27 protein-coding genes are annotated in these 23,229 nt (G+C 34.7%); 11 read left to right on the top strand and 16 right to left on the bottom strand.

What is annotated here, in order from left to right:
• The 4 genes from U0033_RS26575 to U0033_RS26560 are packed head-to-tail and all read right to left on the bottom strand — an operon-like array spanning nt 1 to nt 4,081.
• Nucleotides 1-210 (bottom strand): hypothetical protein, encoded by a 210-nt coding sequence (locus U0033_RS26575; protein ID WP_143151032.1) that lies wholly within the window; start codon nt 208-210, stop codon nt 1-3.
• A gap of 44 nt (nt 211-254) precedes the next feature.
• On the bottom strand, nt 255-1,685 hold the full coding sequence (locus tag U0033_RS26570; protein ID WP_322518616.1) for a LamG domain-containing protein: 1,431 nt from the start codon (nt 1,683-1,685) through the stop codon (nt 255-257).
• Nucleotides 1,672-2,778: a hypothetical protein gene (locus U0033_RS26565; RefSeq protein ID WP_322518642.1), complete on the bottom strand. Its 1,107-nt coding sequence runs from the start codon at nt 2,776-2,778 to the stop codon at nt 1,672-1,674. Before U0033_RS26565 ends, U0033_RS26570 begins: the two co-directional genes overlap by 14 nt.
• A gap of 19 nt (nt 2,779-2,797) precedes the next feature.
• Entirely contained in the window at nt 2,798-4,081 is a 1,284-nt protein-coding gene (locus U0033_RS26560; protein ID WP_326980844.1) for a hypothetical protein, read from the bottom strand.
• A gap of 37 nt (nt 4,082-4,118) precedes the next feature.
• Here U0033_RS26560 and U0033_RS26555 point away from each other — a divergent pair, with 37 nt between their 5' ends.
• Both U0033_RS26555 and U0033_RS26550 read left to right on the top strand, forming a co-directional pair.
• Complete coding sequence (locus U0033_RS26555; RefSeq protein WP_322518611.1) at nt 4,119-4,358, top strand: hypothetical protein; 240 nt, start codon at nt 4,119-4,121, stop codon at nt 4,356-4,358.
• A gap of 17 nt (nt 4,359-4,375) precedes the next feature.
• Nucleotides 4,376-4,615: a hypothetical protein gene (locus U0033_RS26550; protein WP_322518610.1), complete on the top strand. Its 240-nt coding sequence runs from the start codon at nt 4,376-4,378 to the stop codon at nt 4,613-4,615.
• Here the strand turns inward: U0033_RS26550 and U0033_RS26545 are convergent.
• Complete coding sequence (locus U0033_RS26545) at nt 4,610-5,077, bottom strand: hypothetical protein (protein WP_322518609.1); 468 nt, start codon at nt 5,075-5,077, stop codon at nt 4,610-4,612. The two genes, U0033_RS26550 and U0033_RS26545, sit on opposite strands and share 6 nt — an antisense overlap.
• Nucleotides 5,078-5,143: 66 nt before the next feature.
• Here U0033_RS26545 and tnpA point away from each other — a divergent pair, with 66 nt between their 5' ends.
• The 3 genes from tnpA to tnpC all read left to right on the top strand — a co-directional run bounded on the left by tnpA (nt 5,144) and on the right by tnpC (nt 7,660).
• Nucleotides 5,144-5,464, top strand: a complete 321-nt coding sequence (gene tnpA, locus U0033_RS26540; RefSeq protein WP_072365181.1) for an IS66 family insertion sequence element accessory protein TnpA — start codon at nt 5,144-5,146, stop codon at nt 5,462-5,464.
• Nucleotide 5,465: 1 nt separating this feature from the next.
• On the top strand, nt 5,466-5,825 hold the full coding sequence (gene tnpB, locus U0033_RS26535) for an IS66 family insertion sequence element accessory protein TnpB (RefSeq protein ID WP_072365183.1): 360 nt from the start codon (nt 5,466-5,468) through the stop codon (nt 5,823-5,825).
• Nucleotides 5,826-5,893: 68 nt separating this feature from the next.
• Complete coding sequence (tnpC, locus tag U0033_RS26530; RefSeq protein WP_322518454.1) at nt 5,894-7,660, top strand: IS66 family transposase; 1,767 nt, start codon at nt 5,894-5,896, stop codon at nt 7,658-7,660.
• A 400-nt stretch (nt 7,661-8,060) separates the two neighbouring features.
• Here the strand turns inward: tnpC and U0033_RS26525 are convergent, their stop codons facing one another.
• The 8 genes from U0033_RS26525 to U0033_RS26490 form a co-directional block, all read right to left on the bottom strand.
• Entirely contained in the window at nt 8,061-8,681 is a 621-nt protein-coding gene (locus U0033_RS26525; protein WP_322518608.1) for a hypothetical protein, read from the bottom strand.
• 99 nt (nt 8,682-8,780) lie between these two features.
• The gene (locus U0033_RS26520; protein WP_072366742.1) at nt 8,781-10,007 is read right to left on the bottom strand and encodes a terminase large subunit domain-containing protein; all 1,227 of its coding nucleotides are present in this window, start codon (nt 10,005-10,007) and stop codon (nt 8,781-8,783) included.
• Nucleotides 10,008-10,146: 139 nt separating this feature from the next.
• A complete protein-coding gene (locus U0033_RS26515) occupies nt 10,147-10,548 on the bottom strand; it encodes a hypothetical protein (RefSeq protein WP_072366740.1) in 402 nt (133 codons plus the stop codon).
• Between the two features lie 484 nt (nt 10,549-11,032).
• Complete coding sequence (locus U0033_RS26510; protein WP_072366737.1) at nt 11,033-11,380, bottom strand: hypothetical protein; 348 nt, start codon at nt 11,378-11,380, stop codon at nt 11,033-11,035.
• 27 nt (nt 11,381-11,407) lie between these two features.
• Nucleotides 11,408-11,890, bottom strand: coding sequence for a hypothetical protein (locus U0033_RS26505; RefSeq protein ID WP_072366735.1), 483 nt, complete (start codon nt 11,888-11,890; stop codon nt 11,408-11,410).
• Nucleotides 11,891-11,979: 89 nt separating this feature from the next.
• Nucleotides 11,980-12,303, bottom strand: coding sequence for a hypothetical protein (locus U0033_RS26500; protein WP_072366733.1), 324 nt, complete (start codon nt 12,301-12,303; stop codon nt 11,980-11,982).
• 16 nt (nt 12,304-12,319) lie between these two features.
• Nucleotides 12,320-12,511 carry a hypothetical protein gene (locus tag U0033_RS26495; RefSeq protein WP_072366731.1) on the bottom strand — a complete coding sequence of 64 codons (192 nt, stop codon included), beginning with the start codon at nt 12,509-12,511 and terminating at the stop codon, nt 12,320-12,322.
• Nucleotides 12,512-12,518: 7 nt separating this feature from the next.
• Nucleotides 12,519-14,399, bottom strand: coding sequence for a hypothetical protein (locus U0033_RS26490; protein ID WP_072366729.1), 1,881 nt, complete (start codon nt 14,397-14,399; stop codon nt 12,519-12,521).
• 1,422 nt (nt 14,400-15,821) lie between these two features.
• Here U0033_RS26490 and U0033_RS26485 point away from each other — a divergent pair.
• Nucleotides 15,822-16,310, top strand: coding sequence for a hypothetical protein (locus tag U0033_RS26485; protein ID WP_143151030.1), 489 nt, complete (start codon nt 15,822-15,824; stop codon nt 16,308-16,310).
• A gap of 214 nt (nt 16,311-16,524) precedes the next feature.
• Nucleotides 16,525-16,872: a hypothetical protein gene (locus U0033_RS26480; RefSeq protein ID WP_072366783.1), complete on the top strand. Its 348-nt coding sequence runs from the start codon at nt 16,525-16,527 to the stop codon at nt 16,870-16,872.
• A gap of 56 nt (nt 16,873-16,928) precedes the next feature.
• On the opposite strand, the gene U0033_RS26475 is transcribed toward U0033_RS26480, so the two are convergent.
• A complete protein-coding gene (locus tag U0033_RS26475) occupies nt 16,929-17,177 on the bottom strand; it encodes a hypothetical protein (RefSeq protein ID WP_072366785.1) in 249 nt (82 codons plus the stop codon).
• A 705-nt stretch (nt 17,178-17,882) separates the two neighbouring features.
• Between U0033_RS26475 and U0033_RS26470 the strand changes: the two genes are divergently transcribed.
• From U0033_RS26470 to istB, 3 genes are all read left to right on the top strand, one after another.
• Entirely contained in the window at nt 17,883-18,188 is a 306-nt protein-coding gene (locus tag U0033_RS26470; protein WP_072366786.1) for a hypothetical protein, read from the top strand.
• A 211-nt stretch (nt 18,189-18,399) separates the two neighbouring features.
• Nucleotides 18,400-19,932: an IS21 family transposase gene (gene istA / locus U0033_RS26465; protein WP_322518468.1), complete on the top strand. Its 1,533-nt coding sequence runs from the start codon at nt 18,400-18,402 to the stop codon at nt 19,930-19,932.
• A gap of 56 nt (nt 19,933-19,988) precedes the next feature.
• A complete protein-coding gene (istB, locus tag U0033_RS26460; RefSeq protein ID WP_322518469.1) occupies nt 19,989-20,744 on the top strand; it encodes an IS21-like element helper ATPase IstB in 756 nt (251 codons plus the stop codon).
• Between the two features lie 486 nt (nt 20,745-21,230).
• Here istB and U0033_RS26455 read toward each other — a convergent pair whose 3' ends face one another.
• Entirely contained in the window at nt 21,231-21,605 is a 375-nt protein-coding gene (locus tag U0033_RS26455; RefSeq protein WP_072360868.1) for a hypothetical protein, read from the bottom strand.
• 2 nt (nt 21,606-21,607) lie between these two features.
• Nucleotides 21,608-21,928, bottom strand: coding sequence for a hypothetical protein (locus tag U0033_RS26450; protein ID WP_072360866.1), 321 nt, complete (start codon nt 21,926-21,928; stop codon nt 21,608-21,610).
• Between the two features lie 463 nt (nt 21,929-22,391).
• On the opposite strand from U0033_RS26450, the gene U0033_RS26445 reads away from it, so the two are divergent.
• Entirely contained in the window at nt 22,392-23,009 is a 618-nt protein-coding gene (locus U0033_RS26445; RefSeq protein ID WP_072360864.1) for an Abi family protein, read from the top strand.
• The last annotated feature ends 220 nt before the right edge of the window (nt 23,010-23,229 follow it).

Here is a 23,229-nt window from a genome sequence, read left to right as displayed (position 1 = left end):
CTATTTTTCTGTTTCGATTCTTTGAATATATTTTTTTACCTCCTCGATGTTTTCCAACGGTATTAAAAATTGCTCAACAAAAGGATTGGTAGAAGCATAATATTTATCTTCTGATTTCTTTATTCCAATTCTAACAGGTCCATATTCTTTATAATAGTAATCATTTCCTTTTTCGTAGATATAACCCAAATCGAGTAATTCTTGTATCATAATAAAAACCATTTAGTGTGATACAAAATTAACAAAAAATAATATCATAATGATATTTGTCTAATACCATCAAAAGGATAAGATTCACCAATCAATCTATTTGAGCCACCTGCTGTAATATCGTCATAAGGTTCAAATAATATACGGTCAATAATAAATTTTTGATAGTTCCAGGATGCTAAACCATTACCTGTATTACTGCCTGCCCAAGCCTTAAGGGGAGAGGGTAGCCAAGGTGCAACTGAATCCGAAGTGGCAGAAGGAAACCAAGGGCCAATAGTTAATCTTCCAGGAATATCAGGAATGAATGATGTATTAGTTTGTTTTAATACCCCGTCAAAATAGAACTCTACACGGTCTTTGTACCATCTAAACTCATAATCATGGAATGCATCATCATTTGCAGCTTGCCCTATTGGTGTCAAATTAGCTAAGTATACTTCATCATTTTGTGTATCAGGGATTGAAGGGTCTTTAAAACGATACCCGGAACCACTGCCGGTTTCGCTAATCCAGGTATTACATTTAAAATTATCGAAAGAGGGTTGATAAACCGGATTAACCACTGTACTTACTTTAGTCCAATTAGTTCTTAAATTGGGGTTACCAGCACCGTTATATTTCCACAAACCGTTATTTGCAGATGATTGGGTATCGTTTTGTATACCTATGTGATATTGAGGATTGATGTCAAAGAATATAACATTACTTTCCACTTCTAACCATCCATTGAATACTCCCATTGCTAAATGGCTTGGCATTTCGATGTCTATTTCCTGATTCAACACAACATAATAGCCATCAGAAAAGCCCCCTTCACGTTTTAAACCTTCTTCCAATAATTCTTCATATTCTGGTAGCTCGGGGTAGGTCTCAGAGTACCAAAATAGCCAAACTGCCGGAGTGCATCCTAAAAGTTGGGTTATTTTAGTTCTAAATAAATAACGGCCAAAACCATGATAATCTTTAGATACAATACAACAACCTACTCTATTAGTCCAATCCTGTCCAAGTTTAGGGTCATCTCCCCAAACCGGGTCACCTTGTATTGTATGTATTTTAGGTGTACCGTCTCTATTAACTCCTTGTACTGTACCATCATACCAATCTCCATGTGCTTCTAATACTAACTTACCATCTTGAAAGTATACGTTATCACCAACTACTCCACCATTAGCATAACCACCCCAAGCCTTATGTAATGCACCAAATTTATTAACTATTTGATTCTTATTACTTTCAATTGATGATTCATTAGCGAAGTTAATATCATAACCCGTTGTTACTTTAGTGAAAGGAACAATAGTAACATTGACTGGTGTTCTCTCATTTGAATAAGTTTTATAAAACCATTTCTTTGAGCCTGTGGGAACATCATTTGGTACTACCCAACTAACTTTATTGTTTGTTACTGTGATGAATTGATAAGCAGGTACAGTATATGGGCTTGAACCATCTGGATTAGCAATTATCACAGTAGGATATGGGGGGGGTTAATATTCTCTCTCTCAAATTATTATCGGTGAGAGATGCACGATAATAAAAATATTTATAAGTTCCCAATGTGCCTATCAGATTACCGTTACTATCTTGCCTGCCAAATCCTAAATATATCTTCTCTGTATTATCGCCTGCAAAATTAGTAGCAGAAGAAAAATATGTAGGTGTTGATGGAGAATAATAACCGCTATCAACTTTCATAAGAATTTGATTATTATAACTATCAGACGGGTTACTTCCATCCCTTCTAACAAATACTCTATGCCATTTGTTAGCAATTACAGCATGGTCTAAAACAATTGATTCTGTCGTTCCATCTTTGACATGTACCCAATTGATATATTTAGTGGTGGTGTCAATATAGATACCTATATGTCTAGCACCTGTACCGGAATACCATAACCATAACTTACCATCTACACCTGTTTGCGTTAATTCATCAGTAGTAAGATAAAACCAGAATCCTAAACTATAACTTCTCGTACCATCAGACCCAAGAATGGAAGCCTGATTATTACCGGTTGCGTCTGATGGATCTGGATATAAGGCAGTAACATTTGAAGTTAACCTTAAACCAATTTCATTATCATACTTTTGAAAACCTATACCAATATTTTCATCATTAACGGTATACTGAAAATTACCAAACTGATCTAATACATCCCTGAAGTTTCCTTTCAATTGATAAAGAAAACCAATCCTTTCAGGTAAATATGAATCTAATAAACCTGTTTCATTTGTTGTCTCAACCTGCATATTAGGCATAAGGGTAGTTACTTTATCCAGAAAATCATCTACGACAATTGGGGTAGTGCTTTTTATTTCTTCAGTGAATATTACAGTATTGTTTGTATCTCTGTATCTGATGGTATAATCAGTATCAGGTAACATTGAATCAAAGTTAACAGGAGTAACCAATTGGCCAGTAGTTGTTACGTTTACAGTTTTCAAATTTGTATAACTACTACTTTCATCCGGGTCACTCATCTTTCTAATATCAATTAATATTTGTGTAGCCTGGTCTAATTCACTTGCAAAATTAATTTTCTCGATGTGGTATGATTGCATTCTTTTTATTCTTTAAATATTAAGCGTTACGTGTATAAAAGTCACCATCAGTATTAACTACAACTGGAAGGGTGTTTGATGCAGCTACGAATAAGAAATCAGGGGTGAATCCATCAGATAGACTAAATGTGAATTGCTTAACATTGAGTTCAGTCTGATATTTTTGATTTGATATTTCATAGGATGTATCAGATAATAATACAGGAACATATAAATCTGGTAATACCTGCATAACTATTTGTTCGCTAGTTAATAGAGTGGACAACCATTTTAACATACCATCATTAAGGATACCCGTACTTAATTTTATTTGTTGTTCTGAACTAACGGTTAATATCTCATCAATAATGTTAAATAATTTATCATCATAGTCAGCAATCATACCAGCACTATTTAGTTTGTATGGGCTATTCTTTACCGTCTGCTTTGTAGTTGATAATGTACTGATGGGGTTAAACAACTGTAATGTCTCAAATACTCCAAATTGATTAACGAAAAATAAATTGACAGGCTCCAGATGACAGGGCAAAGATTCAATAATGAAACGTCTATTAATTGTTAGTGGGTTTTGTGAATAATCCACCATTGCAACATCATAATAAGCAACATTAGAGAAGTTGACATTAGTTACCGCTATCTTTAGATGTTTAAGGCTACAATTGATTCGATATAATATATGTTCGTCACCTTGGTCTATTGCTTCATAATGCGTGTAAAGGAGATTGTTATTCTTATCGTAGAATTCATACCTGCCACTAATGACCTCACCTGAATCATTGTGCAAGAAATGTAAACTTTCAAAAGAAGAATCATTCACTTTTACATTATCCGGTTTTGATGTTAGGAAGTTGACAACACGTCCTGATTGAACTAGATATTTGTTTTGATTGTAAGTCTTGAAAGTAATAGGGTCTAGTTTAGAATTGAATACATAGTTAGTATCGGATGTATAACTAGCTCCATCTATTATACCACCTGATGATGATAACCTTTCGGTAACAACAATTTTATACGCAAATAAATTCTTTTCAAAATTATCAACGAGTTCACTAGCTGGTACATGTATTGGTTTGAATTCCCATTTAGCGTATGAGCGTAAAATTAATGATAGGTTTATGTATGCGCCTGTTTGATTGTCTGGTGAAGGATATATTTTTAAGTTACTGATTATGCTATTACTTACTACTTCATATACTACTATCTTAAAATAAGTAATATTACTTACATCTGAAGACACAGACCAGATAATATTATTTTTTGAAGGGGTATATTTATAAGGATTTTGAAGAATTGTTATTGCCATTTTACTTATATTAGCTTTATAATTTTAAATACTACGTATGGAAAACTTTGAAAGAATAGTAATGAATGGTGAGGTGAAACTTTATTTTGATATTGAACATAGTACACCCGGGATATGTAAGATTAAAGCGTCTGCTGATTGGAAAAGTTATGAATTGTTAGTCCAAAGAAACTCTTATGGTGAATGGAAAATTGCTAAGAAGTCAAGTTATCCTTCAGCTATTAAAAGTACGGAATTCGACATAGATACAATACTTAATGAAATTGGAAAAAAATAACACTTCAAGTATATATTATGAAAAGGGGTTTTAACCAAGCAATAAGCGGTACTATTTATAATTTTAATTTTAATTCTCCTGATAATAGAACATGTGTTGCTACTTTCGAATATAATGGAAAGGAAAAAAAGATTCTGCTTAGAGCAAATAAACGCGGAGAATGGAAAATTGATGAAGATAATTTACCAGATGAAATTGCTTATATGCAGGTTGATTTTCATGAAATGTTAAAAAAGTACTTAGAAGAAAATTTATGATATTATCACCATCGTTGCATCGGATCTAACGCCAATTTGCTGACTGATTTGCTGAACACAAAAGTTGGCAAATTGGCTTTTTAGGTCTGTTATCAATTGTGGAATCTCCTTTGAATAATAACCTTTCCCTTCAAAACCATGATAGTAGATTTTATTTACAATTGCCCAAGCTGCATTTTCAATTTTCTTGTCATCATCTAGGTGTGCGAATTTGCTAGGCTCACCATGATAACGTTCTTCATCACGTAATTGAATGTTCTTTGTTGTAATCCAATCTATAATAGCTTGTACTGGTGGTTTCTTATCAGTGTAGGAGTGTGGAGTGTTATATTTAGTTTTCACACCTGATACCCCTCTATCCTGGTACAATAAATAATCATTAGCATAGACCTTGATACTGTTATCTTCAACCTTCATTTCTATATTCTGAATTGCACCAGTAGTAGATGTGCTTGTAAGCATTCGATGCGGAGCATTCTCGAGTGCAATTGATTAGACTCTAACTTTGCATTCGAAAGAATAGCAAATATGAAACGAAAAAAATCTTCCGTAACAAGTCATCAATTCAGTGAACAAGAGATCATCTCAGCTCTTGAACAGTTCACTCAGGCAGGTAATATAAGTGTGAAGGAGTTTACCGCTGCCTTTCAGATATCAGCTGCTACTTTTTACAACTGGCGCAAACGCTATGGTAATCAACTTGTAGAATCAAATGCTCCCGTGGGGTTTATTGATGTAGATCTCTCACCAGTCCAACAAGAGCCAGTGTCGGGAACTATCTTTGCAGAATATCGCGGTATTGTTTTTTATCAGCGCGTTGAACCTTCATATCTAAAAGCCCTGTTGTAATATGTTATCATTAACTGGTTATCGCCTCGTATTATGGAACAGCGACACAGATATGCGCTTAAGTTTTAACGGCCTGTCTGGTATTGTTGTAAATGAGATGAAGGAAGACCCTTTTCAGTATGGTACCCTGTATGCGTTTTTCAATCACCGTCGCACGCAGGTTAAGATTCTTGGCTGGGATGGAGATGGCTTTGGCATATTTTACAAAAGGTTGTCAAGAGGTACTTTTGGTACACCTGTATACAATAGTGAAACTAAGATGATGGTCTTAGAAAAGAAAGATCTTTTACTAATATTAGAAGGAGTAGAAGTGAGATTCCGCAAACGTTATGAAAGATCAGGCAGATATCATAAAAGCTGATAAATATTTTATCAGAATAAATCATAAATGCTTGGGTATGAATGTTCGCGATATTACCTTTGCGATGAGTGAAACCTGAGATCATATACACATTGCCTGAAGCACTGGAACAAGTGAATGCGCTGCAACTGCAGAAAGCAGATTTGTCCAATTCTCTCACCCAGGAAAGACATGTGTTCAGTCGCATTATTCAGGAGCTCACAACAGAGAATACTGCACTAAAAGAAGAAAAAGACCAGCTGAGGCGTTGGCTATCTAATGAGCAGGAACGTGGAATTGATAAAGATAGAAGGATTACATCTCTGGAGGAAACTATTGCAGAAATGCAGACCGCTCTTGCCAGTAAAACAGATGAAGCACAGCGTAAAGACTGGCAATTAAAAGAGCTGCAGGAGATGTTATTTGGCCAGCGTAGTGAAAAATTTATTCCTGACGCAGCAACTACACAGACAGCTATTCAGCAGACTCTGGGAGAAGAATTTGATAAAACCGAAGTCGAAGCTATTATTGAACAAACAATAGCTTCGACCATTACGGATACCCAAACAGGCACTACTTCCAAAACCAGCCGCAGGAAAAAGCGTCACAAAGCACATAAAGGAAGAAGACCTATTCCCACTCACCTGGAAACAGAAACTATTGTTTATGATATTGCAGGAGATAAAACAGGCATGAAGCCCATGGGGAAGAAAGTATCTGTTTATTACGAAATTATTCCCGGAAAACTAATCAGAAAAGAAGAACATCACCTTCAATATAAATCAGCAGATGGAAAGATCCACTGCACGCCTGTCCAGCCCAGGATGATAGAACGTGGGATTGTAAGCAACAGGTTGCTTGCCCATCTGCACAGTGAACGTTTTGTTTACTACATGCCATACTATCGCCAGCAGCAGCGGTTTGAGCGCCTGACAGGTGTTAGTTTTGCAGCATCAACAATAGACCACTGGGAGGAAGTTTGTTATAAAAAGTTGAAGCGTCTGTTGAAACTACTGAAGAAAACTATACAGACGGCAAATTACCTTAAAGCAGACGAGACAAGGCTGAGGTACCTCCACGATGAAGGCCAGGGCAAAGCCGCCAATGGATGGATGTGGGTGTTTCATGCACCGGAACACAAGCTTGTGCTGTTTGAATTTCACCCTGGTAGAGCTAATGATGTACCAAAAGAGATTCTGAAGGATTTTGCAGGCATATTGCAAACAGATGCGCTATCGTCCTACACTGCTGCATTTAAAGAAAATAACAAAGTTACGTTGATGAGCTGCCTGGCGCATATCCGCAGAGGATTTAAAAAATCACAGCGACAAAATAAAGTACTGTCAGACCAGGTCCTTGTATATTTTAATATTATATACCGCATAGAAGCGTATGCTAAACGTAAACATTTTACTCCTGACCAACGACTGGCATTACGACAGAAATATAGTAAACCCTTTTTTGACAAGATCCGTAGCTGGTTGGATGAACACAAGGATAAACATGTACCTGATAGCCTATTGGCTAAAGCAATTACTTATGCAAATAATCAGTGGGATAAGCTGAATATATTATTTTTAAACGGAAGAATAGACGTTGACAACAATACAACTGAAAATGCGATACGTCCAATTACATTATTCAGAAAAAACTCCCTTTTTGCCAGTAATGAACACGGCGGGGAAAGGGCTGCATTATTTTACTCTCTAGTAGAAACTTGTAAGCTGAACGGGATTGATCCATTCGAATACTTAAACGATGTGTATAATCGACTCCACGACTGCTCCGCTGCTGAATTAATACACTTATTACCTCCTAATTGGAAACCAACTGAAGCAAGAAAAACGGCTATGTAGGTTGTGGTCTGCAATAATCAAAGATCTTAGTAATGGTTGATGTATGGATGCAAATGTAGCATCTATAATTTGCATTGGGAAGATGCCCCAGACCGAATGCTTACATGTGCTTGAAGAATCAATGTTATCTTTAATCCGTTCAATAAAGGCTCCAATTGCTTCTTCTAATGCACCGGCTACCGCTTCAAAACTATCCCTTGAAGTACCCAAATTTCCCAACTGGTCAATTCTGCTTTGATGTATTGCTGCTCTACTAGCTGACGATAAAGATTGTGCCATTACTTCATGTTTTTGTATTCAATTTGATTCTGTATAATTAAGGTTAAACCGACTACTTCTAACGCGGGCCTGTTCATAATCTCAAAAAAAGTAGTATTGCAATAATCTGCTACTTCCTTTGCTAAAAAGTAGAATCCGTATTGCTTGTGGATTGCTGCTTTTTGATTTTGAATTTCTTCAGCAAATGTTCCTTTACTTCTATCATCTTTAACTTTATTAATCTCATCACCGTTTGTCTGATTGAATTGTTTAGCGATGTCATTAATTGCTTCTTTGACAAAAAAAAACAGCTAAGAACATCTTCCATGTTTAGATTTTCAACTTCTTCTTGTGTAAATGGAGTAATTGAAAATTGCCTTATAATATTTGGCAGGTTGGAAAATATTAATTCTGGCTTATGAGTATAGTTCAAAAAGGAAATGTATTCTTCGAAAGTTATTTGTTCGATTCTTTTAATCTTAAATGGTGGTTTAATCCTTTCTGATGGTAACTTATCCATAAATGAAATCTTAGCTACCATTTGATTTACATAAGACATAGGTAGTTTTTCAATTTCATCAACTGTTAAACCAGTTAAAGAAGATAGTATCCTAATTGCGTTATCTAGTTTAACAAAATCTGCTCCATAAATATCATTAGTATACTCAATTAGGCTAACATCAACGATTTTCAAATAATCTTTTAATTTCAATTCCTTCCAACTTGAAGGTAAATTCTTAATAATTTCTTCTATGTTATTCATTCATGTCTTTATCTTTTAAATATTCAATCATAATAATTATTCATCACTATATTATCACTACATATTCATTCTTACTAATTATAAGGGAGTTCGATAACATTAACACCTATACAACTTCCAATCTGATATTCTCCTACAATGCTTATGGTAGCTATTCGCCATTGCCAGACTTGCTATAGTATCATCGTTATATCCAGAAGCCGCCGAATATCTAATATGGCCAGATGCGGTTGTAGTAAATTCAAATACTGACATTTCTTTTGCTGTTATCTCATTGTAGGTAATTTCGCCTTTCTCAACTGCTAATATTAATTCAAGGATAATCTGTGGTTTACTTGTTCCTGTAAATTTGAAAGGAACTAGATTGTTAATTCCCGCTAATTGCAAATCATCAACAATTGGAGAACCTAAACCAGTGGCATCAATTACATAATGGGCTTTAGGATACCTTAAATTGAGTGATTTAATTCTTTGCTTGGTGATATTCCAATCCATACGAAAACGGTCAAAATAGGCCATCTTCTTTTCGTTATCAAGGCCAATTATACAGGAATGGTCGATGGATTTCCCTAAATCGATTCCGAAACATATTGGCTCATTATTAGATAGGGTTGATACTACATTTTTATTGATAGTTGATTGACCACCGAAAGGTGAACCGCTATTACTTGATGGCTCTGCTAGGAACTCTTGTTTAAAAACTTCAGATGGAAGTGTGTTTTGTGCTTCATCTATTTCTTCTGGACTAATGAATGGATTATCGTAGCTAGTAAAATGGAATGATTCATATCCATCTTCATTCCTTAACCCTTTATGGAACAGTGCAGAAAAGTAATTTTCTCCTCTAGGTGTTGATATAAATATACATTGTCCTCTGAAATCCGTTAGGGTAGGTCTAATCGATTGCTCATAAGCATCTTTTAAGTCTGGTATAAATGCTGCCTCATCAATTATGACTAAGTGATACTTCCTACTTCTAAATGATTGCAAAGCCTCACCTGAATGGAACTTAATAAAGCTTTGATTAATGAACTCAATTTGTAACTCTGCTTTATTCTCTGATTTAATTAATTGAGCAGGTAATGATTCAACGAACTCTTTGAAAAATTTCTTGCACAAATCAAAGTTTGGGGCTACATATCCAACAAATGTTTTAGGTGCTGACAACATTCTCGTTACACTAGCTATCTGTGCTAAATCACTCTTGCCGAAACGTCTACCTGCACATATAACTTTGAACCTACTGTTTGAGGAAAGTATTTTCTGTTGATTAACATGGGGTCGTTTTAATTGAATCCTAATTGGGGTTATTTCTTCTTCATACATTAAAAATTGGGGGTTAACTTATACATTCTATATTATTATAACGCATCACTAAAACCATTCATTTTAGTAACTAATTTGGTAACCAACTAATTATGATAAATTAATAATCATTCACAACTAATTGATAAACAGTATTAAATTAGCTACTCTTTAAAATAGGTTCGATTCCGGGAGAGACATGAACCAGGCTAATTGATTGATCTAACTGTTCAAATTGTGCTTCTTCAATTAGGGTGTCATTTGTTGATTCAATTGATTGTAGATGCTGGATATTACTATCTACATATTCAACTACAAACTTCACCTGTCCGTTTACATTTGCTTCTATATCTGTATGGGTTAAATCCGGCAGAAATTTGTCTGATAATCCTTTCAGTATGGCCCACTTATCCCTTGGCTTCATCTTGTCTAAATCAGCCTGTAATTGTGGTAGGTTATCCAACATTACATCTGCCAGAAAATCACGTATATATTTTGCCGTTTTACTAATTGCTCCTTTGGGTTTGCCTTTGTTTCCGGCTTTGAATAAATGGTCTTTCATTGTTGTTAATTTCGTATGGGGGCGTAAAAAACGATTGGGTTAGCCCTCTTTTTAAATACTTTCAAAAATAAAAAAGCTGTTTCTAATTAATGAAACAGCTAAGTATATTACTATATTAAATAGAGCCTACAGCTAAATACTATTTATTTAACACTATCGAAGAATCGAAATATTCTATAACTTCCCAATAAAGCTTTTGAATACCCTCAAATAACTTTACTTCATCAACCTCTTTATCTTGTAATGAATTGTTTAGGATTTGCATTTGTTCTCTGATTAATTCAAATTTAAATTTTCTGATTTTCTCGTTCCCGCCATTGTCATCTGATGGTACTATCCCCCTTAGTTCTCTAATATACCCATCGGCTATTTTTTTGCATTCAACTCCCAACGAGCTAATAAATTCTCTGTTTTACTCATAATGGATTTTTTTTCGAATATAGCAGATTATTCTTTATTGTATCACTTGATTTAAGCTGATAAGTTACTTTTTATTATTTCTTGCCTTTTTTTCAGGTTTAATCTCTTTTAGTGATATAGTTGTTTCAGTTGAATTTATATTGGCTGTATTGGCTTCTTTTTGTTGTTCCTGTTGATATTTTGGAAACTCTCTGTTCCAAAAACTTTCAATTAATTCAAATACACTAATCACACATGGTCTGCAATTAAATCCAGGAAATATAGCACCAGGCAACACAAAACGGGAATATACATCTGCGCATATTTTTTTCTTTTCTTCATCAAAAGTTGCAGGTATCTCTCTAGTTTGGTAATATTGATAAATAATAGGGAGCAATTGTTGTATCTTTTCAAATCCTTCTTTTCTTTCCATTAATAACTGTTTATATTTTAAATACTGTCAGCCTATACTTTTTAAAACTTGAAGATTTACCTTCTCACATTGGGATTTGAAATAGGACAAATTAAACAATGCTAATACACTTCTCTTATCATCACCACCGTTTACTGTTCGGGAATATTTCTTTTTGTTGATAAGGCTTTTTAAATCAGCAGGTGGAATAAAGTAAAAGTTGGTATCATTGGTGAATTTGTAAGCAATGAAATCTGCTTTACAAACAAATATACCGGATGGAATTATTTTATTGTCTTTTAACTTTTGATATTCTACGGCTGCATTACCGGTTTGACTAGCCATCTTATCGTACTTCACTTCTACGGTGGAAGTAGTGCCGTCCGGATGGGTAACAATTAAATCATAGTCGGGGAAATCTTCTTTATCTCTCGTGTTGATTGTTGTGTAACCAGCTGCTTCAAAGATGGTTGCTAATTGGGATTCAATAGTTCTACCTAATAAAAGGTCTTGGTGAAAATTTGCGCTCATTCATATTTATTATTTTATTTTTAAATATGAATAAACCGCTTCTTTTTATTGGGTTAACATAAAATCGTGGTTCTTAGTCAAATGAAATGTTATAGGGAATTGAAGATTAATATTTCTTCCCTGATTGGTTGCTCTTCCTCATACACACTTACCACATAAGAATGATATTCTTTTTCTTCAAGGTCATCATTATCTTTGCTGGACTTCTCAATTATGACTTCATCAAATTGTTTCATCATATCTTTATAATCCCGCATTGTTAAACCTTCTGAAGTCAAAATTGAGAGTAGGGAAGGTTTTAATAATTCTTCCAGTTCATCATAACTTTCAATTTCGAATTTTTTGATTAAGTTATCCACGTACTCATCGTACTCTTTGTGTTGTTGCATGTGGTGCTCTAATTCTGTTTTCATTTTGTTTAATTGTTATTTATTGTTTTGCTTGTTTGTAAAAAGATTTGTTATAATCATCCATAGAGATAATTTTTGTCTGAAATTTTTGTACCGGCTGTTTTAATCTGGCTAATCGTTCTTTGCTGCCCCATACAGTTCTTAGTTTCTCTGTAGCAGGCACTTCTTCCTTTTTATTATGGACAACAATTTTCAATTCAAACTTTTCCATTGGTGATTTATTTTGTTGCAATTGATTGAAGAAGAAGTTGTTCTTCTTTGATTAATGATATAATGTCAGGTACAAATTCCTCTATTGGGTATTGTCTGTAACCACCGTAAGAAGCTGACATTCTGGTGTGTTTATTTATGATGGCACTGTTATATTCACTACCAAAATGAAACTCCCATTCTTCATTGAAATCATAAATATTGTATTGGTCTATCTTACCCGGATCTAATTGAAATCCTAATTCTTCAATTTTTCTAAATTGATTATAAATATATTTTGATTTAAAAATCATATCGTTATACTCTAGCATACTTACTACTTTAACTTCTTTATTTTCAATTTCTTGTTCAACGGCTTTCTTTTCTTCATATAATTTTAGAAATTCCTTCTTGGTTAGTTTCTTACTTTTGCTCCCTTTTGAATCCTCTTTTCTTGTTAACTTTTTTACGTTGAAATATGTATCAGCAACTTTAAAATAATGATTCACCAATTTTACATTAGCCATTGATTCAAACCAGATAACGTTTTTGTCCTTTCCTTCTTCAATGAATTCAAAAGGTTCATCATATTGTTCAATTTTCGTTCTGACATTCACGCCACCATTATCTTTGAAACAATTGATTAATATTTCTTCGCCTACTTTTAAATCTTCTATTGTTGAGAAATACAACCCATCATGTAAATTCAAAAACTGGATACCTTTATCAATTAGTTGTTTGCTGATTAAATCTAGCATCAACACAGATTCAACCTTTTGTAGTGTAATAGCCCAACTGTTATATTCGTTGCTGGCTTTAATATTGACAATCGTATCAAAAACGCTAGGGAACAATGATTTAAATGCTTGTTGTATTTTATTTAACCTTTTGCTGTTTTTACTGAAGAAGAATCCTTTGTATAGTCTTTGTTTGTAGGCAGTTCTGTCTTTTGTTAACAATGAAGTTTTAACTTCTGCTTCTGCTAGTTTCTCATACAACATACCTGCTTCTGCTAACTGTCTGTAATACACCATGTCATCAGGCAATTCAACCCCGTCATATGTATTTGTGAAATAGTTCTCAACAGCAATTGAAGACAATAACATCTGGCATCCAACTACATCCAAACCAATTAGTTGCTTTCCATTCAACGTAATATATTTCCTGTGTTCCCTTTTAATTGATGTTAGTGGGGAATAGATGCGTGAATCCCCGTCTGGTCTAGTAATTTTAAAATCCTTTCGGATAATTGAATAAAATATATAGTCATTTATATCAACCTTAATATCTCCATCCATCAATTCATCTACACTCACTGAATACTTATTGGTAAAGTATTTATATACTGACTGATGCAACCCAACAGATTCATTAAATACTTTTAATTGATAATCAACAATATCATCATTTGCTTTAGTTGCAGGGGATTTTGATGAAATTGGTTTCTTTGAATAATCAGTTTCAATTAACCTTTTAATGAAAGTTGAATCTGTAGGACATTGATAATTATAGACCTTTACATTATTCCATTCATTAGTAAAACGATATGTTCTACACTTATTTTCTTTGCTGCCTAAACTCAAAAAGATATATGAATTCACCAGTTCTATAATACCTACTTCAATATAATAGTCAACAATAGCCTTAGTTTCTTCACTTGAGAGACTAAGTATATTCTTAATCAAAGTGAAATTGATAGCTACGCCAGTCTTTTCATAACTGTCACTCTTGAAAATTTTGTTTTGAAGTAATAGGTGCGGAATGTATAGATACTTATGTAGTAAGTTAATCCCGTCTTTTGTTGGCTTGTTCCTTTTAGTATAGGATATTTTGCCGTTTTCTTTTAATGTTGATTGTATAGTTTCAATCAAACCTTCTGGCAATATGAAGCTGTAATTGTTTTCATGCATTAATTAATTTTTAATAGTTATAGTTGTTCAATTAATTATTATTCATTTCTTGTTAAAAAGACAGCCCGACTAAGAATAATCGGGCATTTTATTTAACTATTAAAAATGAACTACAATTATTTTGATGATAGTTTAAGTAGCAATTATTAGTACTTAAACCGCCATAATATTTTAAATAGTGTTGAAATGTTTTTTTGTTTTCTTCTCACTCTCTATAATCAAATTTATTGATTCTAAAAACAAAAAGCAAATAACTAATGATTTATTTTAACCAATACCAGAAAGGGTTTCGGAGGAATTTTGAAAATATTTTTTGGCTATATCAAATTAATATTTCACCTTTTCATTCAACAAAAAGGTCTACATGATTTTACTAAAAATTTTTTTGTTCTTGAATTGATAATCTACTTTATTATCATTTGCTATAGTTGCAAGGGATTTTGATTCAAGCCGATTAAAAAGAAGTTATAAGCAGAAAAAATCCGGTTTTCAATAGTTACTTACTTACATCCTTAACAAGTAAATCTATTATACACCATTATTCAATTATATCTTTATTATATATTATATCTATATACTACTATACTTCTACCATATAATCATTACTATATTATCACTACATACTTATCTTACTATATATAAGGGAGTTTAGAGACATAACCCAATACAGAAGGATAAGGATATTAATTGATAGGGTACTAACTGATTCAGGTATTAATTGGGTATAGGGAATGTAACGATTATTAATCCTATTATATTATCATATTTGTGACGGGTTTTATTAAAAAAATTTCAAAGCAAATAATTTTCCCAATTGCCCCCTTACACCTAACTCAATTCTTCACCTATTTTTAGCCCCAAAGTTTGGATTTTGTCTGGATTACATGTAATAAGCTCACATTATAGATTTGGTGCCTTATAGTGGGAGGAATTTTGATTGTCAATACAATAATTACTAGTACAGATTAAATTATTAGAATCAGTATAGCAAAGGGTTATAGGGGTATGATTATGTTTAAACCCTTTACAGCATTGGAGATTTCGATAATGGTTATGGCAAATTAATCTCCCACCATAGGTTTCAGGCGAGTGATTATTTTGAAATATAAAAATATTGATTACCTTTGTGAGGTCTAAAATAGACATGCCGTTATTCATTGGCGATAACAAATCTTAGTGTCGTTCCTTTTTACTTTTCATGACACTTATAACTGCCAATTCACACTAAACACAATAATACCTTATGCCCTTAGTGGCTTCAATCACGCGCGTATTGGAGTTGTTAATGGTGTTTTTACTTGTTCACAATTACGTACGGATTGTGAGTGGGGGGTATTTTGTTTGCTTCAATAATCCAGGTTATTGTTGATGGATAAGGTATGTCTAATTTTTACAATAACAATTAATAATAAAAAAATGAATATGAAAAATAAAGAGAATAGAATAAATACAGAATTAACTAAAACGACAAATGTCAAAATGGGCGAATTATCAATAGATACAATTCAAGCACAATCAATTTTAGATGATATTGTCAAGGCTAATATTAGTACTATAGAAAAAAATAAAGAACTGACTAAAGATGAAAAGGAATCTCTTATTCAAGAATATCAGGAACAATATGATGCTAACTTGCAATGGTTAAAAAGTGTAGATGACGGATATAATGATATTAAAGTGATAAAAGGTGAATTCATTTTTGATATAATCCCACAATTCGTTCAACTTTTAAAGATAAATGGAAAAGCGGTTTGTGGGTTATACCTAAATAATAACCTTAAATCAATGAAAGGTAGCAGTAATGGGAACTTAAAAAATTACTTTGAGAAAGTCCTTCTGAGATTTGCGTATAACACAATATGTACTTTAGAGCCAGAAATTCCAACTTTTTTTGGAATAATTGTATATTAACTACTGAAGAATATGCTGAATATCTGGAAAGGTTACTGGAGTTATTCATGGGTGAAATCGACAACAATCCTGTCTTTAATCAATAACGATATTATAACAAGGCATATCATTTCCGGTATGCCTTGATAAATTTTACAAATTTGAAGATACTTCGCAAATATTAAATTACTATGAATAAATTTGTTTTGCTACCCTTGCCGTAATAAAAAAAAATATGGCAGAACAATTAAAAGGTGAAATCATTTGGTATGGTGGTGCCAATGATGCGATTTTCATCGGGAGATTAAGCGGCTTTATAGACGACAATTTAATTAAATTAACTATTGAGCCAAATGATGAATATTCTGGCTATGATGTGACGTTAAATAGGAGGGAAATTGGCACCTTATATGATGGAACCTATAAAGAGACTGGAAGTTTGAACAATGTGGGGAGCGTTGGATGTGAAGTTTTCAAAAGTAGGGAGGGAAGGGAAAAGTTTATTTTGTCCGGCAATTGGTATGAGAATGAGAATTATTTCTGGTATGCAAAATTGTCTTTCAAAAAATTTCCGGTAGATTAAATTAAAAAAAGGGGGGCATATAAAATGATGCCCCTCTTTTAAATCTTTTATTTTTTTTAGTCATCTTGGTTCCAGTCAAAACCTTCCATGCTATCCTCTCCATCAAACATATCTTCAATAATATCGTCAGGATTTACAATTTCGTCACCGCTAATAGTATCTCCCGTATTGCTGTCAACAATTTCAAATTCATCAGCTTCTTCGAAATAATTGCCATTGTTGTGCTTTTCTTCAATTTCTTCAATGGTGGAAAATTCTTCTTCATTGATTACCCTTCCGTTTTTCAAATATTTTAACAAGTACATAGTGAAATTTTTATATTTTCTGGGTTAAAGAATGAGCTTAATTTAATTCTTCTTAGCAATCTCGACTGTTAATTGAATGTTAACGGAAAATCAATTGCTCTGGGATGAATTATTGCGGCAAATTAATTGGGAAATTCCATAACCAATTCGTAACCTTGTATAGAATTATTGAAACCAATTGCAAAAAATTATATATAAATATCACCTAAAAGTCTTGCCTGCATTATACGGTAAAATTATTGACTCTGACTCTGTTTGTCTTGGTTCGAATCCAGGTCAGGCAACTACTCTAAAAGAGAATCTTTTTAAAACCGCTGAAAATGAATTTTTCAGCGGTTTATTTTTTTTAGATAGTAACCTCTCAAAAAGTCGAATCTTCAGCTTTTCGATGCTTTATTACCACTCCTACTTTGTAACATTATAATTATCAAACTCCCAATCGCAACGCTTTCTTCAGACATCCTTCCGTTTCACCTCATTAGCAGTATGCTGTTTTACACTTTTCTTTACACTTTTGGGGTAATCTGAAAACAGAATCACTTAATCAATGCTGATCAATCTATCCTTTTAATGCAATTTGTATTGCATTAGCGCAAGAAAGGAGGTCTTCATGGAAATACCTGATTTTCGTTCCGTACATAATTGGCGAAATCATATTACCCCAAACGGGCGCTATAAAATTCATATCAGGATACGTATAGGAAGATGTTGTCGCTACCACGAAGTCAAGCTACCTCAAAAAGTGATGGTAGACGAATGGAGTGGGAAGAGAATGCCAGGGTTAAACCGATTCATCCTTACCAGTTTGAAATCAATAATGCTATTGATTTCAAACTGATATTATTACGCGACCTAAATAAAACATACTACACTGCAAAACGACAGTTGACCTTTGCAATCATCTTCAAGGAGCTTCAAAAAGAGGCTTGTACATTCATTTTAAGCACCTACTTCATAATACCTGTTATCAAAGCGTTGAAGGTGCAAAAAGCCTGTTTAAATGAAGTATAAGTGTAAGCAGTAAATAATAATGCAGCAAAAATGGTAAATATGAGTGCAGCAGATTCGGTAACAATGCTACAGCAATAATGGTAACATTAATGCATCACTAAGATTACAGTTGTTACATAGTTCATCCCCCCAGGATTGTTCCCGGAGGGATTTTTTCAACCTTTGTCAATCATCACAAAGACAGGGTTAAATGAACTATTTAAACAAACTTATGACTTACCAGCGTATTCATCAACTTTACCGGGATAAACACTCTATTCGATCAATTTCCAGGATAACAGGACTAAACTGGCGTACGGTCAAACTGCAACTCTCAATGAGTGAGGAGGATTTTTTAACTATCAGCCAACAGAAAAAGGGTCGAAAGAAACTACTTCTGGAATTTGAAGATTTTATATATAATCGCCTGAGAAGTCTTCCAGATACATCTTCTGCTCAAATCCATGATTTATTAAAAGAACAGTTTCCCGGTTTTGGACCAATCAGCCCTAAAACAGTTTATAATTTTGTTATGGCCATCAGGGCTAAGTACAGCCTTTCTGTGGAAGAGCCAACCCGGCAATATCAGATGGTAGCAGAACTACCTTATGGGCAGCAAGCTCAGGTTGATTTTGGCTTTTATAACATGCGAACTACTGAAGGACGAACGCGCAAAGTACAGTTTTTCTGTATGAGTCTATCCCGCTCGCGCTTTAAATACGTATTATTTACAGATCGACCATTTACTACCATTACGGTTATAGAAGCACATGAGAGAGCTTTTAGCCATTTTGGGGGCATGCCTCAGGAACTTGTCTATGACCAGGACCGATTATTTATGGTTGACGAGAATTGGGGAGATCTGATCCTTACCGAACATTTTCGGCAGTATATCTCTCAGCGACCTCTTAAAACCTATTTCTGCCGTGCGGCAGATCCTGAGTCCAAGGGGAAAATAGAAAATGTCGTAAAGTATGTGAAAAGAAATTTTCTATATGGGCGATTTTTTAAAGATGTTCAGTTGGTGAATGAAGAAGTACTGGCCTGGCTCAAACGTACAGCCAATGCATTAATCCACGGCACCACAAAGTTAATACCAGCTGAAGAAATGGAAAATGAAGTGACCTTTCTATATCCCTATACCCCTGTTAAAATGATGGAACCAGAATATAGTTCCTATGCTGTACGAAAAGATAACACAATCAGTTGGAAAAGTAATTTTTACTCATTGCCACTTGGCACATATAAAGATCGTCAAAGCCGGGTACTGGTGATCAGGGAAGAACAGGAATTAGTTATTTTAAATACCGAAAAACAAGAGCTTTGTCGCCATATAATCTCACCACTTAAAGGACAGAAGATCTTACAAACTGACCATGGTAGAGACAAATCCCGGGCAATCCTGGAGATGATGCAAGAGTTTGCGACTCTTTTTACTGATCAGAAGGAGGCATTGGGATGGGTCTTCCAACTTAAGACAGAGAAACCGCGATATATACGCGATCAGATACAATTGCTAAAGACTATAGTAAATAAGCTGGAACCAGTCTTAGCGCTTGAAACCTTGTACTATTGTAGCCAATATCATATCTACAGTGCGTCTGATTTTAAGTCTGTTGCAGAGCATCTTGGGAAGCTACAACAACAAGAAATAGTCCCTGCAAATACGATCACCAATAACCCATTAACAGCTCCTGTTCAACAAAAAGCCAACACAGAACCAGCCAGGAGCAAGTTGATCAACTATGATATAATCTTCAATTAAATCCGATAAAGCGGCCAGGCAAAGCGTGGCCGCTCATTTTTAAATCACAAAATTATATGGAAACAGAAAAGCAACGAATCCGCGAATTATGTACAGCTTTTAGGCTGGGTGGTATTAGCAATGGAATAAAGGCATTAATCACTGAAGCAGAACAACAAGAGATGGGATATGTAAAGTTCCTAAGCCAAATACTGGAAACGGAAGCAACACACCGCTCTGTAAAAGACTTGAACAAACGGGAAAAGGCAGCCTGGTTACCTCAGATGTCAGACCTGAATCATTACAAAACAGGATCAGAGGATGAAATTAGTCCTGGTCGCTTAAAGCAACTTAGAGAATTGAATTGGGTAGATCAATTATTTAATATTGTTCTGATGGGGCCGAGTGGAACTGGCAAGACATTTTTAGCTGCAGGTTTGTGTCAGGATGCTGTAAAGGCTGGATATAACGCCTACTTCAGAAGAATGGATGACCTGGTAAATATGCTTAAGACGAAGGACTTTGTTAAAACCCAGCAGGTTGAATATAAACGACTATTAAAGGCTAACCTTCTCGTTATTGATGATATTATGCTCTTCCCGCTGGAGAAGAACCTGGCAATATCATTTTTCAATTTTATCAATCAGATTTATGAATCTACGTCAATAATCATCACTACAAATAAGAAGCCTTCAGACTGGAGCAAACAGCTGGATGATGAGGTCATAGCTACGGCTTTACTGGACCGGCTACTTTACCATTGTGAAGTCATAAACTTTAGTGGTGAAAGTTACAGATTGAAGAATCGTAAAACTATTTTTGAAGGTTCCTGATAACAGACTACTTTTGCCGGATTGTGTAACAATTGTTACCGATTTTGCTGTACCATTGTTACCATTCTTGCTGCAGTATTGTTATCGAATCTGCTGCATTCATATTTACCATTTTTGCTGCATTATTATTTACCATTTACAATAAGCCTCCGCAACAGAAAAGCTGTGGTGAAACCTATTGGAGGAATTATATTCTTCAATATACAATAAATAGATATCCTGCTTTTCCATTTCATCGCGTTTCTCGTTGTTTTCCTTCAATTAGAAAATATATCGTTACCGCTTCATTTAGTTTGCCTTACTGGGGCGGGATTATACATTCGGGTTTCTTTGCTGCCGTTGCCTGAAGCGTCTTTATTATTTAGACCATCAGATTTACCCTGGGCCGGTGAGGCCCTGTTATAGTCTGCACCGGCTTCCTTTACAGTTCCATCGGCATCGGATGGGATGTTAGATTTGTCTAATAACCCAGAAGACTTACGATTATTATTTCTTCGTTTGTATGCGAACCGGGTTATAGAAGACCATTATCTCATTGCTAGTCGAATTACCAATATAACAATCCACAACCTTCTTCGGGTCGACATAAAAAACGGTATCGCGTTGATTAAAACCGGCACGAACCTTAATTGAGTCGGAAGTAGCACAATAATTTCGAAAACCTGGCTTAATCGTTTCTCGTGATTCAAAATATTTGTTCTCAAAAACTTGTTGATATGCTAGTTTATTATCCAAATAAATGTATGCAGTATCACCTTTATTAGCGGCAAGACAACCGAAATTAACGCTGGATAGACATTTATTGCACGCCGAAATAGCAAAAGCAAGGCAACAAATCCCAGGAAAGAAGTTCATTTTCATAATTAGTTTTTTGGATATAACAATTTACCTCGTGTTGTGTATATATAAAGTATGGGAATGCCGGATTTGCTCCTGGTTACTCCAAGATGATAATCCTGTTCAAAATTATTGTGTTTATTCAGATTACCATTGATATAGTTTTTATTTGCCAATAGCAGTTGCATATATGTTAAGCCAGTGGCAGCCTCTTTATTAATGCCATTTAATTTCAAGTAATCAGAGGTGTGCATAAGATTTGATTTGTTATCCTGGCAGGACTCGTCCAATTCTTGCTGGGAAGCGCTCCATCCCCATGTTCCCGCCGCCTGCTTAGGGTGTAACATCCAAGCGAATGTCCTGCTTCATGTGGTACAGAGTTGGGATCTTCACATGAAATAATATTCGCAATATTATCTCTGCTAAGATATATCCTTTGGCCGCCGAGTGGAGTTCTAGCGGTAGCAACAAAATCATTCTGATAAAGTACATCATTATCTCCATCTACTACTTCAAATACATGATCATTATGATGAATTTCGTTTAGAGAAAAAGCGGCTCTCAAGTTCACAGTTATTGAGGAAGTAAGTGTAGTGTTGTTGTCTATATTTACCTTCGTACTGAATAACCTATTCTTTTATTTAACTGTTATTCAACCCCCTTAACGACTAATGGTTTTGGAAAAATTCTGGAAAAGTTTGTTGGTTTATGCGAACCTTCTTATCTTTGTGGCAACAGTACTCGCCACGCTTCCCATAAGAATAGCGCACCACAGGCGGGTCTTTTTTTTTATACCACCCATTAATTAGTATGGCCTCCACTCCATATAATAAACCAGCAACTTCAGCCAAGGACCAAACTCAGCTTTTGATAGACCGGGGATTAGTAATTGATGATCTGGCGAAAGCCGAGCACTACCTTACCCACGTTGGGTTTTATCGATTAGCTGGTTACTGGTTACATCTCCAGGATGATCCCCAAAAACATACTTTTATAAAGGGAACTAATTTTTTGCAGGCTATCGAACTTTATGAGTTTGACAGAGAGATTCCCAAGAAAAAAGCTATTGCTAAGATTTACGGGCTACCAGATGATTCTTACCTGGATAATTACCTGCAAGTAATTGCCGCACTTAGAAATCTCTGCGCACACCATAGTAGAGTATGTTTAAATGTATTCATATTTACTCCGAAAATAATGACCAGGAAACCTGCACTTAAATGGATCTTAGGAACTCCAACCCCAGGCACCACAGAAAACCGAACCATATACTACCAGCTCTGCGCAGTTACTTATCTTATGCAGACTGCCAGCCCAAACTCCAATTTTGTTACTAAATTAAAACAGGCACTCAATAATTACCCTAGACTAGATCTCGCAAAAATGGGATTTTATACAGGCTGGGAAAAAGAAGATCTTTGGCAATAATTTATTTACGGGATATCCTTCTCCTATAGATAGGAGCTGACCCAAAAGTCAAAAAGGGGGGGGGGTCGATTCATTGGAAAAAGCCCTGGTCAGACAATTAGAATGCTTTGAAAAGGGATTTTATAAATTGAGGAATGGAACATTTGAAGCGACGGATGAAATGGTAGATGTCACTAAAAGGCATAACCCCAATTCAGACTTCTATTTGGATGAATAATCT

This window comes from Chitinophaga sancti (assembly GCF_034424315.1).
Lineage (GTDB): Bacteria > Bacteroidota > Bacteroidia > Chitinophagales > Chitinophagaceae > Chitinophaga > Chitinophaga sancti.
This window is presented reverse-complemented; position numbering and strand designations above follow the sequence as displayed.

Coding starts and splice junctions, on each gene's coding strand:
- U0033_RS26575 (WP_143151032.1), bottom strand. CDS start 210: ATGATACAAGAATTACTCGATTTGGGTTATATCTACGAAAAAGGAAAT.
- U0033_RS26565 (WP_322518642.1), bottom strand. CDS start 2,778: ATGCAATCATACCACATCGAGAAAATTAATTTTGCAAGTGAATTAGAC.
- U0033_RS26560 (WP_326980844.1), bottom strand. CDS start 4,081: ATGGCAATAACAATTCTTCAAAATCCTTATAAATATACCCCTTCAAAA.
- U0033_RS26555 (WP_322518611.1), top strand. CDS start 4,119: ATGGAAAACTTTGAAAGAATAGTAATGAATGGTGAGGTGAAACTTTAT.
- U0033_RS26550 (WP_322518610.1), top strand. CDS start 4,376: ATGAAAAGGGGTTTTAACCAAGCAATAAGCGGTACTATTTATAATTTT.
- U0033_RS26545 (WP_322518609.1), bottom strand. CDS start 5,077: ATGCTTACAAGCACATCTACTACTGGTGCAATTCAGAATATAGAAATG.
- tnpA (WP_072365181.1), top strand. CDS start 5,144: ATGAAACGAAAAAAATCTTCCGTAACAAGTCATCAATTCAGTGAACAA.
- tnpB (WP_072365183.1), top strand. CDS start 5,466: ATGTTATCATTAACTGGTTATCGCCTCGTATTATGGAACAGCGACACA.
- U0033_RS26525 (WP_322518608.1), bottom strand. CDS start 8,681: ATGAATAACATAGAAGAAATTATTAAGAATTTACCTTCAAGTTGGAAG.
- U0033_RS26520 (WP_072366742.1), bottom strand. CDS start 10,007: ATGTATGAAGAAGAAATAACCCCAATTAGGATTCAATTAAAACGACCC.
- U0033_RS26515 (WP_072366740.1), bottom strand. CDS start 10,548: ATGAAAGACCATTTATTCAAAGCCGGAAACAAAGGCAAACCCAAAGGA.
- U0033_RS26510 (WP_072366737.1), bottom strand. CDS start 11,380: ATGGAAAGAAAAGAAGGATTTGAAAAGATACAACAATTGCTCCCTATT.
- U0033_RS26505 (WP_072366735.1), bottom strand. CDS start 11,890: ATGAGCGCAAATTTTCACCAAGACCTTTTATTAGGTAGAACTATTGAA.
- U0033_RS26500 (WP_072366733.1), bottom strand. CDS start 12,303: ATGAAAACAGAATTAGAGCACCACATGCAACAACACAAAGAGTACGAT.
- U0033_RS26495 (WP_072366731.1), bottom strand. CDS start 12,511: ATGGAAAAGTTTGAATTGAAAATTGTTGTCCATAATAAAAAGGAAGAA.
- U0033_RS26490 (WP_072366729.1), bottom strand. CDS start 14,399: ATGCATGAAAACAATTACAGCTTCATATTGCCAGAAGGTTTGATTGAA.
- U0033_RS26485 (WP_143151030.1), top strand. CDS start 15,822: ATGAAAAATAAAGAGAATAGAATAAATACAGAATTAACTAAAACGACA.
- U0033_RS26480 (WP_072366783.1), top strand. CDS start 16,525: ATGGCAGAACAATTAAAAGGTGAAATCATTTGGTATGGTGGTGCCAAT.
- U0033_RS26475 (WP_072366785.1), bottom strand. CDS start 17,177: ATGTACTTGTTAAAATATTTGAAAAACGGAAGGGTAATCAATGAAGAA.
- U0033_RS26470 (WP_072366786.1), top strand. CDS start 17,883: ATGTTGTCGCTACCACGAAGTCAAGCTACCTCAAAAAGTGATGGTAGA.
- istA (WP_322518468.1), top strand. CDS start 18,400: ATGACTTACCAGCGTATTCATCAACTTTACCGGGATAAACACTCTATT.
- istB (WP_322518469.1), top strand. CDS start 19,989: ATGGAAACAGAAAAGCAACGAATCCGCGAATTATGTACAGCTTTTAGG.
- U0033_RS26455 (WP_072360868.1), bottom strand. CDS start 21,605: ATGAAAATGAACTTCTTTCCTGGGATTTGTTGCCTTGCTTTTGCTATT.
- U0033_RS26450 (WP_072360866.1), bottom strand. CDS start 21,928: ATGTTACACCCTAAGCAGGCGGCGGGAACATGGGGATGGAGCGCTTCC.
- U0033_RS26445 (WP_072360864.1), top strand. CDS start 22,392: ATGGCCTCCACTCCATATAATAAACCAGCAACTTCAGCCAAGGACCAA.